The organism is Bacillus sp. 165, assembly GCF_017742235.1.
Taxonomy (GTDB): Bacteria; Bacillota; Bacilli; order Bacillales; family Bacillaceae_G; genus JAGHKQ01.
In genome coordinates this window covers 1-16,727 of sequence record NZ_JAGHKQ010000013.1, presented here as the reverse complement: position 1 = coordinate 16,727, position 16,727 = coordinate 1, and the positions used below count along the sequence as shown (strand labels likewise).

The window sequence follows — 16,727 nt, the reverse complement described above, 5'->3', positions numbered from 1 at the left end:
TGACATGAAACAGTGGTTCTTAAGCAGGAGGGAGCATGTAGGCTTCTTCTTGCTTATTTATAACTATATTATTGTATTTCTGAAAATTTTAATAATAAAAAAATCAAACGCTTACACGGGTGTTTGATGACATAGGGAGGGGTTTTTATGATCGATCAAAACCAAGGGTTAAAACGAGAATTGAAAAGCCGCCATTTGTTTATGATTGCACTTGGCGGAGTAATCGGGACAGGGTTGTTTATGAGCTCAGGTTACACGATTCATGAGGCAGGACCTGGAGGAGCGTTATTAGCGTATCTCGTTGGTGGATTTGTTATGTATTTAACTATGCTGTGCTTAGGGGAATTGGCTGTGGCTATGCCGGATGCGGGTTCCTATCAAACGTATGCTACAAAATTTATTAGCCCGTCAGCTGGGTATGTAGTAGGTTGGGTGTCATGGCTAAACTGGTCCGTAACAATAGGGCTGGAGTTAATCACTGTTAGTATTTTGATGAAACGCTGGTTCCCTGATGTTCCATCTTGGATTTGGTGTGTTGTATTTGGGATTATCCTTTTTTCTATTAATATATTATCTACTAGAAGCTTTGCTGAAGTGGAATTTTGGTTTTCGAGTATAAAAGTAGTGACCATTATTTTGTTTATTGTACTAGGCGGAGCAGTGATGTTTGGATTGTTAGATATGAAAGGGAATGAAGCAGCACCAATGTTTTCGAATTTTACAGACCATGGCGGATTGTTTCCTAATGGATTGGCGGCTATTTTAATTACAATGATTGGTGTTAATTTCTCCTTTCAAGGATCAGAACTTGTTGGAGTTGCAGCGGGAGAAAGTGCAAATCCGGAAAAAGCGATTCCTAAAGCTATCAATAGTACAGTTTGGCGTATATTAGTCTTTTTTATCCTTGCTATTTTCGTGCTTGCTGGACTGTTTCCTTGGGAGGAAGCTGGATTAGTAGACAGCCCATTTGTTGTTGTATTTGATTCGATCGGAATTCCGTATGCAGCGGATATTATGAATTTTGTTATTATTACTGCTGTATTATCGGTAGCGAACTCTGGTTTGTATGCTACGTCTCGTATGCTTTGGTCGATGTCTCGACAAGGAATGATCAGCCCGACATTTGGTAAGTTGTCTAAACGTGGGGTTCCTGTCTATGCGGTAGTTGCTAGTATGATTGTTGGATGCCTTTCTTTATTATGCGGTGTTTATGCAGAAGATACAGTGTATTTATGGCTTCTTTCTATCGCTGGATTTGGTGCGGTATTTGTTTGGGCTACTATTGCATTGTCTAACTTCCTTGCTAGAAGAGCGTATATAAAACAAGGTGGAAGAGTAGAAGAGTTGAAATTTAAAACTCCATTCTATCCAGTTGTTCCACTTCTTGCATTTGCTATGAATACTTTTGTAATCATTAGTCTTGCGTTTATTCCCGACCAACGTATTGCGTTATACTGCGGCATTCCGTTTATCATTGTTTGCTTGCTGTATTATCGTCTTGGCGGAGTGAAAGAAAAGATGGCAAAAGCAACTGCTGCTCAAGCAGAGAATAAACAAGCGGCGAGCTAATTAATAGGGATGGAGAGTAAAGACGGAAGTCTTTGCTCTCTTTTTTTGTATCATATACAATAAATGAAAATATAATATTTCAGGCAGGGAGCGGTATACGGTGCATGTTCAAAATATCCTTATTACGGGACGTATTTATAAAGAACTTCAAAACATACTAGAGCAAAAAAATATAAATAAATGTTTTCGGTTTCTGGCCGAAGATGAGATTTCATATGCGGACTTTCAATGGGCAGATGCATATGTCGGTTTTCGCCCAACTGCTGGTTTTGAGTTTGGAAATATAAAGTGGGTTCACTCTCTTGGAGCAGGGGTAGATGGTTTTCTGCAGAATAGAGACTGGAAAAATGATGTGCTGCTGACACGTACTATTTGTTCATTTGGTAGTAAAATCAGTGAATATTGCCTAAGTCATATATTGCGAAACCTGCAGAACCACCACCTTTTGCAGCAAAATCAGTCAATTAAGAAATGGGAACCGATAGAACCGAAACAGCTCAATTCTCAAAAAATAGTCATATATGGTACAGGGGAAATAGGACAAGAAGTTGCTAGAGCATTATCGTGTTTTGGTGTGACTCCTTATGGGGTATCTTTAAGCGGAGAAGCTAAGTCTCATTTTTTTAAGGTTTTCGCAGTTTTAGAGGCAGAAGAGGTATTGAAAAGAGCGGATTGGATTATTTCTACTCTTCCTCTTACAAAGGAAACGCACGGGTTATTTGATGTACGCTTTTTTGAACAAGTGAAGGGAGCTTCGTTTATCAATGTTGGCAGAGGTGCAACGATTGATGAATCTGCATTATTAGAAGCGTTACATAAGGGGAATATTCATCACGCTGTACTTGATGTGTTTTCGGAAGAGCCGTTGTCTGGTGAATCACTTTTATGGGAGCATTCGAATATTATTGTTACACCTCATATTTCGGCAATTACTTCGCCTGAAGAGGCGGTAGAATGTTTCTTGCACACACTCGAAAAAATTGAGGGGGATATGCCGCTGTCTAATCGTGTTAATATTGCAAGAGGATACTAAAATAAAAATGTAAGCGCTGTTATATTTTGTTTTTCGATAATTAATAGTACAGGTGTTGAATTTCCTGTAATGACAAGGGATTATCTGTATAAATTTTAATAATTAATTACAAAAAATCTATTGCAACAGCAAAGGAGTTGCTGTACATTTTATTCTTAGGATACAAAGAGAATAAAAATGTGTGAGGTAATGGGATGGCTGTTATTAATGTGTTCGTGTTTATTGGGATTATTGCGGCAGGGATTTCGGGTGCATTAGTTGGGATTAAAAAACAGTTGGATTTGTTCGGGATTGTTTGTTTGGCGGTAGCTACAGCGCTAGGAGGAGGGATTGTTCGAGATTTATTGATTGGCAATGTTCCTCCTGTTTCGTTCAAGGATCCTTCGTATTTTATTGCAAGTGTAACAGCCGCTCTGTTTACTTGGCTTTTTTACAATAAAACAGATAAACTTAAAAATATTATTATGGTATCTGATGCGATTGGTCTTGGTGTGTTTACAGCGCTAGGAGCTAATACTGCTCTTACGCATGATATGGATGAACCTTTTATTGTTATTTCAATGGGGCTTATTACAGGAATCGGGGGAGGGGTCTTACGGGATGTATTTTCGAAGGAGATTCCCTTTGTTTTTCGAAAAGAAATTTATGCAATTGCTTCTATTTTAGGTTCAATTAGTCTTTATACAACGTATAATCACGTGCCCCATATTCTCTCTCTATATATTTGTCTGTTTGTTACCTTTGTTGTTCGTGTGGTATCGGTAGTTTATAATTTTAATTTTCCAGTGTTTAAAACAAAGATAGAAACAGCGCCGAAGAAAGTCGTTCAATAAAATATAATCCTCATTAACTATGAAGAAATAGGGAAGATCTGTCTTAATAGAGATAGATCTTTTTTTTGTATTTTATCGTGAGTCCCTTGTTTTGCTGCTAAAGAGAAGAGAAAGAAAAGACTCTACTGGTAAAAGGTATACTTTGTTTTTCGTATTTCCCTATTTAACAGAAGCAATTTCAATAGGTTTTTATTGGAAATATCTTAAAAAGACGAAAATTCATTAAAAAATTCACGAAAATGTATTGTAAATAGATAAGAAGATAGATTATAATAAATTCATGTTAGAAAATATGACGCGGAAATGAGAGGTTTTGTGACATGAGTCAAACAGTTGTCTCTGAAGTGAAACAAGAAAAGAATATCCTTGCTGAAATTAAAGAAATTATCCAAGAAAAAAGTGTTGAATTACTTCATTTACAATTTGTTGATATCGAAGGAATTTTGAAGCATGTAACAGTGACTGTTGAGCAATTAGAAGATGTAGTAGAAGGGAAAATGATGTTTGATGGATCTTCTATTAAAGGATTTTCTCCTATTAATAAATCCGATTTATACCTTCTTCCAGATTTAAATTCGTTTACGGTTTTACCATGGACTGTAGAAGAAGGATACTCTGAAGCTCGCTTCCTTTGCAGTGTTACAAACCCAGATGGAACATTATACGAAGGCGATACTCGTAATGTATTAAAGAAAACAATGGAGAGAGCAGCAGAAGAAGGATATACTATTTCTGTTGGTCCTGAACTAGAATTTTTCCTTTTTAAAGCAGATGAAAATGGAAATCCAACAACTGAATTACAAGATAATGGCGGCTATTTTGAGCCATCTCCAAAAGATCTTGGCGAACGTGTGCGTTTAGAAATTTATCGTGCGTTAAAAGCAATGGGCTTTACAATTGAAGCTTCTCACCATGAGGTAGCAGAGGGTCAGCATGAAATTAACTTCAAGTATGCAGATGCACTTACTGCTGCTGATAACTCTACGACTTATAAGTGGGTTGTTAAAACAATTGCGAGCAAATATGGCCTACATGCAACGTTTATGCCAAAACCGGTATTTGGTATTAACGGATCAGGTATGCATATAAATATGTCCTTCTTTAAAGAGGGAGAAAATGCGTTCTTTGATGAAAAGGGTCCATTACAGCTTTCAGAAGCAGCATATCAATTTATCGCAGGTTTAATGAAGCATATTAAGAGCTTTACAGCTATCACAAATCCGCTAGTAAACTCTTACAAACGTCTAGTACCGGGCTACGAAGCTCCTTGCTATATTGCTTGGTCTGCTTCTAACCGTTCAGCATTAATTCGTATTCCTGCAAAACGCGGTTTGGCAACTCGTGTAGAACTTCGTTGTCCAGATCCATCTGCTAACCCTTATTTAGCAATTGCAGTAACCGCAGCTGCAGGCTTAGATGGAATTGAACAAGGTTTACTTGTTACAGAAGCGATTAATGAAGATATCTTCCATATGTCTGAAGCTGACCGTGAAGCTCTTGGTATTGAAAACCTTCCTGGCAGCTTAGAAAAAGCTGTAGAAGCGCTAGAAAATGGAGCTATCGGTCGTGATACATTAGGAGAGCATGTATTTAACGAGTATGTGGCAATGAAAAAAGCTGAGTGGGATAACTATCGAACAGCTGTGCACACTTGGGAATTAGTGAACTATCAATCTAAATTTTAATAAAAAAGCCTCAATCTGAATGAGATTGAGGCTTTTGTTATTGATAAAAGTAATTGAAAATAAAAGGCTTATCGTAGCTTTCTTATCTGTCAGACAAAACTAGAGGTGGTCATTTATAACTCTCTAGATGACCAGTACCTAGTCTTTTTAAAGAATAACTTGGATTCCTCTGTAAAAACTAAAGAGTATGAAAATATTTCCTATATTACAGGGGGAGCGTATATGATTTCGTTACAAAGTATTTTAAAAGCACGTGAAAACATGAAGGGGATTGTTCATGCTACGCCTTTGGATTATTCGAGAACATTGAGTGAACTCTCGTGTAATGAAGTGCACTTAAAGCTTGAAAATTTGCAGAAGACGGGTTCGTTTAAAGTGAGAGGATCGTACAATAAAATTATTTCTCTTACTAATGAGGAGCTGCAAAAAGGAGTGATTGCTGCTTCTGCTGGAAATCATGCGCAGGGGGTAGCATATTCAAGTAGTATGCTTGGAATCCCGTGTACTATTGTCATGCCGAAAGGGGCACCATTAAGCAAAGTGTTGGCAACAAAGGGGTATGGAGCTAATGTGGAGCTGCAAGGAGCAGTATTTGATGAAGCATTAGACTATGCGAAGGAGATGCAAAAGGAAACAGGGGCTACTTTTGTTCATGCGTTTGATGATGAAGCGGTGATTGCCGGTCAAGGAACAGTCGGACTAGAAATACTAGAACAGCTGCCGGATTTAGAGGCTGTTCTTTGTCCGGTTGGTGGAGGTGGACTTATTGCAGGGGTGGCGATGGCGATCAAGGAGCAGAAACCTTCTGTTCGAATTTATGGGGTAGAAGCTTTGGCTTGTCCAAGTATGAAACAATCCCTTCAGGAAAAAAAGCTTATCACAGTAGATTCAATGCCAACGATGGCAGATGGAATTGCGGTTAAAAGGCCTGGTGAATTGACTTTTGAGATTATTCAGCGTTATGTTGATGATATTTTTTGTGTGGAGGAAATGGAAATTGCCAGAACAATGCTGATGCTGTTAGAACGGAATAAGCTGCTTGTGGAAGGATCTGGAGCGAGTTCCTTAGCGTCTCTTCTTTATCATAAAACCCCTCTTCAGGATAAAAAGGTAGTTTCTATCTTAAGCGGCGGTAATGTAGATGTTAATTTTATTTCCAGAATTATTGAACACGGTATGGTAGAGTCTGGGCGCTACGTTCATTTTACAACGACCATAAAGGATAAGCCGGGACATCTTCAGAAGGTGCTGCAGATTATCAGTGAGATGGAAGCGAATGTATTGCATGTTTATTTAGAACGGATTGGGATAAAGGTGTTTCCTGGATATGCTCAGCTGCATTTATCTTTGGAAACCAAGGATAAAGCACATATCGAAGCTGTTTTAGAAGGATTAAAAAAGAAGGGCTATGAGATAGAGATTGTAGAGTAGAGCCGGTTGTAAGGAAGAAAGGAATGGTGCTATGATGATAGAAGATTCCTGCTATAGGGCGGGGATTTTTTTATCGTGTAGATGTAATTGTTGAGAGGATGTTTATATGAATAAAACAGTTGTATTGGCAGAGAAACCTTCTGTTGGACGAGATATTGCAAGAGTGTTGCAATGTAATAAAAAAGGAAATGGATATTTTGAAGGGGATAAATATATTGTTACGTGGGCACTGGGACATTTAGTGACATTAGCTGATCCAGAAGCATACGACGAAAAATATAAAGCGTGGCGTTTAGAGGACTTGCCGATGCTGCCGTCATCGTTAAAGCTCGTTGTGATTAAACAAACGGGAAAGCAGTTCCAAACAGTAAAAGCGCAAATGATGCGAAAGGATATCAAGGAAATTGTAATTGCTACGGATGCTGGCCGTGAAGGTGAACTGGTGGCGAGATGGATTATTGAGAAAGTACGGGTACAAAAACCAATTAAGCGCCTTTGGATTTCATCTGTTACAGATAAAGCGATTAAAGATGGATTTAATAAATTAAAAAACGGAAAAGAGTACGAAAATTTATATGCTTCGGCTGTGGCGCGCGCAGAAGCGGATTGGTTGGTAGGAATTAATGCGACCCGTGCATTAACAACTAAATATAACGCTCAGCTGTCATGCGGCCGTGTACAAACTCCTACGCTTGCGATGATTGCAAAGCGCGAAGAGGAAATAAAGAACTTTAAACCAAAAGCTTATTACGGCGTTACGGCTGTAGCTGAACATCTCAAGCTGGTGTGGCAGGATAGTAAAACGAAAGAGATAAGGACGTTTGATAAAGAAAAAGCTGCAAAAATTCTGACGGAGGTTAGAAATTTATCTGCTGAAGTAATCGAAGTGGAGAAGACTTACAAGAAAACATATTCTCCACAATTGTATGATTTGACAGAGCTGCAGCGGGATGCTCATAAAATATTTGGATATTCAGCAAAAGAAACGCTTTCCATTATGCAAAAGCTATACGAACAGCATAAAGTTTTGACTTATCCGCGCACAGACTCCAGATATTTATCGACTGATATTGTAGAGACATTACCAGAACGTGTGAAGGCATGTGGCGTAAAGCCATATGCAAAATTCACAGCTAAAATTTTAAAAAGTCCCATTAAAGGTAATAAAGCATTTGTAGATAACAGCAAAGTATCTGATCACCATGCAATTATTCCTACGGAGGAATCTGTTGTTTTAACTGCTTTAAGTGATAAAGAGAGAAAGGTATATGATTTAGTTGTAAAGCGGTTTTTAGCTGTGCTATATCCTCCGTTTGAGTATGAGCAAACGAGCATAAAAGCAAAAATCGGAAAGGAAATTTTTGCTGCGAAAGGAAGAGCTGTTCTTTCATCCGGGTGGAAAGAGGTGTATGAACACCATTTTGAAGATGAGGATGAGACTGGAGAACAAACGCTTCCGATTGTTAAAAAAGGAGATAGCTTAAAAGTTTTACAAGTTATTCAAACTCAAGGAGAGACGAAGCCGCCGGCATGGTTTAATGAAGGAACGCTGCTTTCGGCGATGGAGAACCCTGTGAAGTACATGGCTAACGAAAGCAAAGCTTTAATTCAAACCATTGGGAAAACAGGTGGGCTAGGAACAGTGGCAACAAGAGCGGATATTATTGAAAAGCTATTCAATACTTTTTTAATTGAAAGAAAAGGAAAAGACATTTTTATTACTTCCAAAGGGAAGCAGCTGCTTGATTTGGTCCCTGATGAGTTAAGATCCCCTGCTTTAACAGCAGAATGGGAGCAGAAGCTGGATTCTATTTCGAAAGGTACCCTTAACAAGCAAGTATATATTAATGAAATGAGAAGCTATGCTAAGGCTGTCGTAAATGAGATTAAAAACAGTGAGCAAAGATTTAAGCATGATAATATTACCGGTACAAGGTGTCCGGATTGTGGCAAGCTGATGCTTGAGGTGAATGGTAAAAAAGGAAAAATGCTCGTTTGTCAGGATCGTGAATGTGGCCATCGAAAAACTGTAGCAAGGCTGACAAACGCACGATGCCCAAATTGTCATAAACGATTAGAGATGCGCGGGGAAGGAGCGGGACAAATCTTTGTCTGCAGCTGCGGCCATCGCGAAAAATTATCATCGTTTAATGAACGGAAGCAAAAAGAGAAAAACAGCAAGGTGTCCAAAAAAGATGTTGCCAAGTATATGAAGAATCAAGATAAGGCAGATGAAGGACCATTCAACTCCGCGTTAGCTGATGCGTTGGCCAAGCTGAAGCGGGATTAATACTAAAAAAGACAGGGGATACGAATTGTATTTCCTGTCTTTTTATGCGAAGGAAGTAAATATGGAATGCAGTCAATGTACGAGCTTTGACAGACCCATATTTGCTAAATTTTTCAAAGAGGGGATTCGTGAATTATACCAAACCCTCATACGTATCACGAATAGCTTTATAAAGGCTTTCTAAAGAAAAATGAGAAGTTGCTCGTTGGTAAAGCTTTTCTCCTTTATTTGACAGCTCATTTTTCTGATACAATTCATAAGCTTCTATGATCGCGTTTCGTAATGCTTCTGCATTGTTAGGGGGAATGACCCATCCTAATTCAGGACTATTAATTAAATCAGCTACCCCACCTACATTGGTAGCAATACAAGTGACCTTGTGCTGCGCGGCTTCTAACAATACGAGCGGAAAGCTTTCGCTGTAGGAGGTTAATAAATTCACATCGGTAATGGAGAGAAGCTCATCAACATCTTTTCGGAATCCTAAAAATTGAACTGTAGAAGAAAGACCTTTTTCCGTAACTGCTTTCTTTAATTCTTGTTCAATCGGACCATCTCCAACTAGCAATACTTTTATATTTTTTTGCTTTAATGTTTGTAATGCCTCAAATAAAACTTCGTGACCTTTAATTGGATGTAATCTTGCAATCATAGTCAATACAAAGTCACTGCTTGAAAGGTTCAAATCTTCTTTTTGCAACGTGTTGTGATAGGGGTGATGATTAAATTCAAGCCCATTATAAATAACAACAATTTTATGTTCGGGTATACCAAGGCTCATCAAGTTTTTCTTGAATCGATTAGAGACGGCAAAGAACAAATCAATTTTCTTCATGGAAAAAAGATTCAATTTTGTGAAGATTGCACCTTTGATTCCTGATTTCACAAAGTCTAAAGCAGGATCACTATGAATGGTGCATACCCATTTCGCATGTATTTTATGTTTGATAAGAGATGTAAACAGATTTGCACGCGGTCCATGGGTGTGAACTATTTCATACCCACCGTTGTTAATAAAATTTGTATAACGGCTTAAAACAGATAAATCATAACGTGATGTTTGCTTCAGGAGGTGGACATCAATTCCGTTCTCTCTGGCTTCCTCCAGTATCGTTCCTTCTTGAAACACTACTAAAGAAACATCTTGCTTTGGAAACCTGGACAGAAGTGTAATCAAATGTTTACGAGACCCTCCTGTTTCTCCTCCGCTTATAACATGAAGCACCTTCATTAATATGTCCTCCACTATATAGTTTGTGTTTGTTCATTTCCTAGTTAAATAAGGATTATAGAAAAAAGGCTTCTACAACTAAGGCAGAAGCCAAACATTATTTGAACATAATCTGAAACAAGAACTTCGGTAATGCTAATTGCCGTTTGAAGCGTTTTGGCTCTGAGATTAAGCGATAGAACCACTCTAATCCGAATTGCTGGAACACTTCTGGTGCCCGTTTTACTTTTCCAGCCAGCACATCAAAGCTTCCTCCTACACCTTGGAACACTTTTACCTGTAAATGAGGCATATGCTTACGGATCCATAGCTCTTGACGCGGGCTTCCCATTGCGATAAATAAAATATCTGCTTGTGATTGATTTATTTTATGCACAAGGTCCTCATTGTCCTGAATATAGCCATTCTCATAACCGACAATAGAAAGACCAGGGTATTTCTTTTCTAGTGCTTCTTTTGCTTGTGTAACAACTTCTTCTGCTGCACCATATAAAAATACTTTATAACCTTTTTTAGCAGCATGTCCGTTCAAACGCTCCATCATTTCAATTCCGGTTACTCTTGTTGTAATGGAGCCTCCCTTTAGCTTTGAAGCAAGCACAACGCCGATTCCATCCGGAATTTGATACGTGGCATTATTAATAAGCTCTCTTAAGGTAGAGTCTTTTTGAGCGGTGATAATTTTCTCTGGATTCACTGCAATAAGAGTTGACTGCTCTCCAGCTTTTATGCGTTTGTCAATGTCAGCTAAAATTTCTTCATAATTTAAAGGTGATACTTGTACACCTAGGTAACTTTCTTTCTTCATAGGATACCACTTCCTATTGCTTGTTTTATTGAATCGCTTGTAAGGAAGATAAATCACCAAGACGATATAGTGCTACTTTTTCCTTATCAAGAGTTGCACAATTTTTTGTATCTAATACGACTGGTGACGCCATCAGCTTTGCAAACTCGTCGCTATCCATGTTTTTAAATTCATTATGGTCCGCTAAAAGCAGGACAAGGTGTGCACCGTCAACGGCTTTCTCAAATGAATATAAAGGGAAATCAACTTGTGATTCATGGACATGAGGGTCATGAGCACGCACTTCAAATTTCTCATATTTTGTTAATTCTTTATAAATATCTAAAGCAGGACTTTCACGGATATCGTCAATATTTCCTTTATATGTTAATCCGAATACTGCTATAGTCGCTTTATCCATTTCAGATGTTAAGTACTTCACTTGATCGATTACAAAACGTGGCATAGAGTTATTAACTTTACGAGAAAGAGCAATAAGCTGTGCTTCTTCTGGTGCTTTTTCTACAATAAAATATGGATCAACAGCCAAGCAATGTCCGCCAACACCTGGTCCCGGCTGGTGAATATTCACGCGAGGATGCTTATTAGCAAGTTCAATAACATCGTGGGCATTGACACCTAAACGTTTTGAAATTTTCGCCAGCTCATTTGCAAGAGCAATATTAACATCACGGAATGTATTTTCCATCAGCTTTGCCATTTCAGCGGTTAAGGCTTCTGTTTCAATCACGTCACCTGTGACAACCAAACGATACACATCAGCCGCTTTGCGAGCTGCTTCTGGAGTCGTTCCGCCTACAATACGAGTATTTTCAATCAGCTCAATCAAAATACGTCCTGGTAATACACGTTCTGGACAATGAGCAAGATATAAATCTTGTTCAGTATCCCAGCCTTGTTCTCGTAAAATTGGAGCAACAATATCATCCATTGTTCTTGGAGGTATTGTGGATTCTACAATTACTACATTACCTTTTTGCAAATATGGCACAATAGATTTTGTTGCATCGACTACATAATCTACATTTGCCGTATCGTCAGCATGGATTGGCGTCGGAACCGCGATAATAAAGACATCAGCAGCTTCAGGGGTTTTTGAAGCGCGCAGCTTCCCTTTCTCCACTACATCTTTTACTAACTCTGGCAATCCTACTTCTTCAATAGTAATTTGACCATTATTTAAAGAATTCACTACTTTATCATTTATGTCTACACCGATAACATCATAACCAGCCGAAGCAAATACAGCGGCCGTCGGCATTCCGATATAACCTAATCCAATTACACATATTTTCTTCATGTAAAAGAACCTCACTTTTTATTCTCAATAAATTCGAGTTGAAACTACATAATTCAGCTATTTTTTACACATAGCATAGTATAACAAATTAATGTAACTGATGCATTAAGTATTTAAGTTGAGAAAAGGGAATGTAATGCTAGACAAGCTTCTTTTTAATTTAGTAATCGCTCTCAGTTATATAACTTGAATAATATTTGTAGTAGTTCATCAAAATTAATTGTGAACTCCATTTATCGGAATGTCAAATAAGACAGCTATCAAAAAGATATAATGGCTATTATGATTAAGCATTATTAAACATGTAGAATCTTGTTTGTATTTTTGGTTTCTTTATATCGTTAGCAAATCCTCTCTGAAAGGTTCGCCACTTTCTTTAATAAGAGAATATTACTGTGAATTTTTGCAGATGGTCTATCCTGTAAAGAATGTAATAGAGTATGTAGGAACATCAATCCATTTTCAAAAGAAAGTGGTACATAAAATCATACGAACAGTGTTTCTAAGCAGATGTGTAAGTTCAATTCTAAAACATAATTTGATGACGCATACAGCAATAAAAGAGGGGTATAATAAAATAAAAAGTTTTTAGACCTAATAGTATTTTGCACGTATTACAAACATCATATTCTATTAGAGTACAGCCAAGGTAAGTTTGCTTGTTAATTAATCAAATACGTCTTATAGCATTAAGTTGCCATGTAGATGTAATAATTTTTACGGAGTATAGGGGTTAATATCTTTCATGCAAACTATAATTAAAAACAAAATTCATAAATGGAAATATAAGAAATTGATATAGAAGAAAATAATAAAGGAACAGGAAATTCTATTCTAGGATCTTAATAAAGAAGAAACAAATTCTTTGATTGATACATAAAAAAGCCAGTGATATAATAATTCAATGTGCTTAAATTTTTAAAAAGGAGAGTATTATACTGAAAACCATCACTATTCTTATACCGGCTTACAATGAAGAAGAAGTATTGCATCAACTATATGACCGTTTAAATACAGTAACGGAAACCATTCCTTTTTACCAATTTGAGATCCTTTTTGTAAATGATGGAAGTAAAGATGCAACTGTAGATATTATTAAATCTTTAAGAAAAAAAGATAACCGTGTTTCTTATGTAGATTTATCTCGGAATTTTGGGAAAGAAACAGCCATGATTGCAGGCTTAGACCATGCTCTTGGTGATGCGTTAATAATTATTGATGCAGATCTTCAAGACCCGCCCGAGTTGATTCCAGAAATGATTAAATACTGGGAGCAAGGATATGATGATGTATATGCAAAAAGAAGGACTCGTTCAGGAGAAACTTGGCTTAAAAAATGGACAGCTACAGTCTTCTATAAATTCCTTCAAAAACTAACACGTATTCCTATTCAGAAAAACACTGGTGATTTTCGTCTATTAGACCGAAGATGTGTTGAGGCACTGAAACAAATTCGAGAAACACAACGCTACACAAAAGGAATGTTCAGTTGGATTGGATATAATAAAAAGGAAATTTTATTCGATAGGGATTCAAGAGCTGCAGGGGAAACAAAGTGGAATTACTTTAAATTAATGGATCTGGCTATTGAAGGTATAACCTCCTTTACAACTGCTCCTTTACGTTTTTCGGCTTTATGTGGATTTATTCTCTCTCTGTTTGCATTCATTTATATGACTTGGATTATTTTTAAGACATTAGTATTTGGAGAATCAGTGGTAGGGTATCCTTCATTGATGACAGTTATTCTATTCTTGGGTGGCATTCAACTCCTTTCTCTTGGAGTTATTGGAGAATACTTGGGCAGAATCTTCAATGAAACCAAAAAAAGACCTTTGTATTTTGTGGATGAATATAACGATAAAAAGGTTTCTAATCGTCCTGTACATGAAAAAGAAGAACATGTATATTCCTCTTTGAGATAGGGATTAAGCCTATGAAGAAAAAAGAGATTATAAGTTATCTTGTATTCGGGGGCCTTACTACGGTTATTAATATCGTTGTTTACGTAATATTAACCAAGCTACTGAACGTTGATTATCGAATTGCCACAACTGTTGCATGGGTTCTTGCTGTTGTTTTTGCTTTTATTACAAACAAGCTATATGTATTCAATAGCAAAGAAACAGATAAAAAATCGTTGATAATGGAATTCTCATCCTTTGTCTTTTTTCGTATAGTTTCCTACGGATTAGACTTTGCCAGCATGATTATCTTAGTTAGTGGTCTTAAAATAAATGATGTTTTTGCAAAAATTGCAGCAAATGTTGTTGTTGTTATCTTCAATTATTTTGCTAGTAAGTATGTGATTTTCAAAACAAAGGAACAAATAGAACAAAGAAATTAAATAAATAGTGAAAAAGCGCACCATAGCATTTCAAAAGTGTGCTTTTTCACTATTTTGAAATAAAATTTTGACATGGAGGATATTTTTGATGTTTCATTTACCTGCTAGAATTTTTCATGCTTTTTGCTCTAAAGGACTTAGCTTTTTAGCAGCTGTCTTTTTCCTGGCTGCTTTTTTGTATTCTTGTCTGAATATTGAGGAAGCATTCTCTAGTAAAATAAAATTTGGGTTAATCTTTTTTATCTTTGCTACGGGGATGCTAGTTATTTCATATATTTCTTATGTATTCATATCAAAGAAGCTATTTCTTCTACTTCTAATCCTACTTTCTTTCTCTATACGAATGATATGGGTATTAAAAATACATACTCCAATTCAATCGGATTTCGCTATGATATATGGTAGTGCAGTTAGTGCTGCAAAAGGGGATTTTAGTTTTTCAAAACTTCCCTACTTTTCATCATGGGTATATCAAGTGGGCTTTACGATGTACGAGGCATGTATTATTAAAGTAGTAGGAGAATTTCCTTTTATCCTAAAGATTCTAAATGTTATCTATAGTGTCGGGACAACTGTTTTCATTTACCGAATCACATCTAAAGTATTTAATGAATTTTGTGGAAGAATTGCTGGAACTGTGTACGCGTTTTATATTCCAAGTATTATTATGTCTTCTGTTTTGACGAATGAACATTTATCAACTTTCTTATTCTATCTGGGTTTCTACTTATTAGTTAGTAAAGGGATTCAATATAAATATACATGGCTATATATTGGAATTTTATTGTCACTAGGAGATATTACCCGCCCGCTTGGTGCCTTTGTTTTGCTTGCTGTAATCCTTTATGTGTTTGTATTCTCCTTTATTGGAAGTAAAACAGGAGAAAAGAGTAGTATTATAACAAAATTTATTGGATTTATCGTTGCTTTTTATGTGGTACATTATCTGGTTAGCTATTCCTTTATGGCTGCTGGAATTACTTCCTATCCATTATCCAATCGGGAACCTTATTGGAAATTCGTTCTTGGATTTAATCATGGAACAGTGGGACAATATTCCAACGAAGATGCGAAGTATGTAAGCCAATTTCCTATTGGAAACGAACGCGATGAAAGGGAAAAACAGCTGGTCAAGGAAAGGATTACAGATAAGAAAAAGTTAGCAGTTTTATTCAAAAATAAGTTTAAAATCATGTGGGGATCAAATGACGCCTCGATTTCCTGGAGTCTAGGGACCTTAAACAAGCCAAACTTATCCAATTTATTTTTCATGTTCGAGCGTGCATACTACATGGTTATGATGGCATTTGCCTTTGTTGCAGCCATTGTTTTATGTATAAAGGATGAAAACAAACGATTTACCCTTTTTCTTCTATTAATTATAGGATATGTATGTGTACATTTCTTAATTGAGGTTCAAACGAGATATCGGTCATTCATCATTCCGAGCTTTGCTATTATTCAAAGCTATGGTATTTATTTGGTTTATAGATTCCTTCCTATAGGGTCTAAATTAAACAAGTAACTTACAATACGATAAGATACTATTTTAAAAACGGGAAGAGTATAAATCCTTATTACTGCTGAATTTGTACTCCTCCCGTTTTTTATTATGTATAAATGGCAATAAATCCAAAGAAATTGTTATGAACAAGGCATAGAGAAAAAGATTAGCTATATATCTTTTTAAAGTTGAAAATCAAATATTCGTGAAAAACTTAACATATAACATAAAGAAATAACAAAAGCAAGAAGATATAAAAGTTCTATAGGTACCTAAAAAGCATGCTATTCTAAGTTTAATCCTCTCAATTCTACATTCATAACTAAAAAAAGGAAATAAATAACTTTTTTTCCTGAATGGTGTACTAATAAAGAATAGAAATATTAATAACAGCAAGAGAGAGGTGTCACAAATATTAGGTATACTAGGATGGTGTTGCTATTGTAGAAATTGGTTACTACATCCACTCATCAAAGAAGTTATTTCAAACAAAAGTTCTCCTATATTACCTGGATAGGCTACACTTAGTTGGACAGAATTTTTAAGGTCAAGTAGACTACATATAAAATATTTGAGGAGAATCTACATGGCCAAAAGAGAACGCCGAACCTTTACTGAAGATTTCAAGCAACAGATCGTGCAGCTTTACCAAAATGGAAAACCAAGAAAAGAGATTATTCGTGAGTATGATCTGAC

12 protein-coding genes and 1 pseudogene are annotated in these 16,727 nt (G+C 36.6%); 10 read left to right on the top strand and 3 right to left on the bottom strand.

Annotated elements, in window-relative coordinates:
* Positions 1-147: 147 nt before the first annotated feature.
* The 6 genes and pseudogenes from J7Q84_RS15255 to J7Q84_RS15230 form a co-directional block, all read left to right on the top strand.
* A pseudogene (locus J7Q84_RS15255) lies at positions 148-1,498 on the top strand (amino acid permease); the annotation flags it as partial.
* 171 nt (positions 1,499-1,669) lie between these two features.
* Positions 1,670-2,602 (top strand): D-2-hydroxyacid dehydrogenase, encoded by a 933-nt coding sequence (locus J7Q84_RS15250; RefSeq protein WP_209095597.1) that lies wholly within the window; start codon positions 1,670-1,672, stop codon positions 2,600-2,602.
* 194 nt (positions 2,603-2,796) lie between these two features.
* Entirely contained in the window at positions 2,797-3,435 is a 639-nt protein-coding gene (locus tag J7Q84_RS15245) for a trimeric intracellular cation channel family protein (protein ID WP_209095595.1), read from the top strand.
* A 320-nt stretch (positions 3,436-3,755) separates the two neighbouring features.
* Positions 3,756-5,120, top strand: coding sequence for a type I glutamate--ammonia ligase (gene glnA, locus J7Q84_RS15240; protein ID WP_209095593.1), 1,365 nt, complete (start codon positions 3,756-3,758; stop codon positions 5,118-5,120).
* Between the two features lie 222 nt (positions 5,121-5,342).
* Positions 5,343-6,551 (top strand): threonine ammonia-lyase, encoded by a 1,209-nt coding sequence (gene ilvA, locus J7Q84_RS15235; protein ID WP_209095592.1) that lies wholly within the window; start codon positions 5,343-5,345, stop codon positions 6,549-6,551.
* A 106-nt stretch (positions 6,552-6,657) separates the two neighbouring features.
* Entirely contained in the window at positions 6,658-8,841 is a 2,184-nt protein-coding gene (locus J7Q84_RS15230) for a DNA topoisomerase III (RefSeq protein WP_209095590.1), read from the top strand.
* A 133-nt stretch (positions 8,842-8,974) separates the two neighbouring features.
* Here J7Q84_RS15230 and J7Q84_RS15225 read toward each other — a convergent pair whose 3' ends face one another.
* The 3 genes from J7Q84_RS15225 to J7Q84_RS15215 form a co-directional block, all read right to left on the bottom strand.
* Positions 8,975-10,072 (bottom strand): glycosyltransferase family 4 protein, encoded by a 1,098-nt coding sequence (locus J7Q84_RS15225; protein WP_209095588.1) that lies wholly within the window; start codon positions 10,070-10,072, stop codon positions 8,975-8,977.
* Positions 10,073-10,169: 97 nt separating this feature from the next.
* Positions 10,170-10,880 (bottom strand): WecB/TagA/CpsF family glycosyltransferase, encoded by a 711-nt coding sequence (locus tag J7Q84_RS15220; protein WP_209095586.1) that lies wholly within the window; start codon positions 10,878-10,880, stop codon positions 10,170-10,172.
* Between the two features lie 25 nt (positions 10,881-10,905).
* A complete protein-coding gene (locus J7Q84_RS15215; RefSeq protein WP_209095584.1) occupies positions 10,906-12,180 on the bottom strand; it encodes a nucleotide sugar dehydrogenase in 1,275 nt (424 codons plus the stop codon).
* 938 nt (positions 12,181-13,118) lie between these two features.
* Here J7Q84_RS15215 and J7Q84_RS15210 point away from each other — a divergent pair.
* From J7Q84_RS15210 to J7Q84_RS18770, 4 genes are all read left to right on the top strand, one after another.
* Positions 13,119-14,105, top strand: a complete 987-nt coding sequence (locus tag J7Q84_RS15210; protein ID WP_247739309.1) for a glycosyltransferase family 2 protein — start codon at positions 13,119-13,121, stop codon at positions 14,103-14,105.
* Positions 14,106-14,116: 11 nt separating this feature from the next.
* On the top strand, positions 14,117-14,527 hold the full coding sequence (locus J7Q84_RS15205) for a GtrA family protein (RefSeq protein ID WP_209095582.1): 411 nt from the start codon (positions 14,117-14,119) through the stop codon (positions 14,525-14,527).
* A gap of 88 nt (positions 14,528-14,615) precedes the next feature.
* Positions 14,616-16,052, top strand: coding sequence for a glycosyltransferase family 39 protein (locus J7Q84_RS15200; protein ID WP_209095679.1), 1,437 nt, complete (start codon positions 14,616-14,618; stop codon positions 16,050-16,052).
* 565 nt (positions 16,053-16,617) lie between these two features.
* Positions 16,618-16,727: transposase (locus J7Q84_RS18770; protein WP_209094546.1), on the top strand; the 110-nt coding region annotated here is incomplete at its 3' end.

What these genes read in the sequence shown, in the direction of transcription:
- J7Q84_RS15225 (WP_209095588.1), bottom strand. Translation starts at nt 10,072, where the DNA reads ATGAAGGTGCTTCATGTTATAAGCGGAGGAGAAACAGGAGGGTCTCGT.
- J7Q84_RS15200 (WP_209095679.1), top strand. Translation starts at nt 14,616, where the DNA reads ATGTTTCATTTACCTGCTAGAATTTTTCATGCTTTTTGCTCTAAAGGA.
- J7Q84_RS15245 (WP_209095595.1), top strand. Translation starts at nt 2,797, where the DNA reads ATGGCTGTTATTAATGTGTTCGTGTTTATTGGGATTATTGCGGCAGGG.
- J7Q84_RS15220 (WP_209095586.1), bottom strand. Translation starts at nt 10,880, where the DNA reads ATGAAGAAAGAAAGTTACCTAGGTGTACAAGTATCACCTTTAAATTAT.
- J7Q84_RS15205 (WP_209095582.1), top strand. Translation starts at nt 14,117, where the DNA reads ATGAAGAAAAAAGAGATTATAAGTTATCTTGTATTCGGGGGCCTTACT.
- glnA (WP_209095593.1), top strand. Translation starts at nt 3,756, where the DNA reads ATGAGTCAAACAGTTGTCTCTGAAGTGAAACAAGAAAAGAATATCCTT.
- J7Q84_RS15215 (WP_209095584.1), bottom strand. Translation starts at nt 12,180, where the DNA reads ATGAAGAAAATATGTGTAATTGGATTAGGTTATATCGGAATGCCGACG.
- ilvA (WP_209095592.1), top strand. Translation starts at nt 5,343, where the DNA reads ATGATTTCGTTACAAAGTATTTTAAAAGCACGTGAAAACATGAAGGGG.
- J7Q84_RS15230 (WP_209095590.1), top strand. Translation starts at nt 6,658, where the DNA reads ATGAATAAAACAGTTGTATTGGCAGAGAAACCTTCTGTTGGACGAGAT.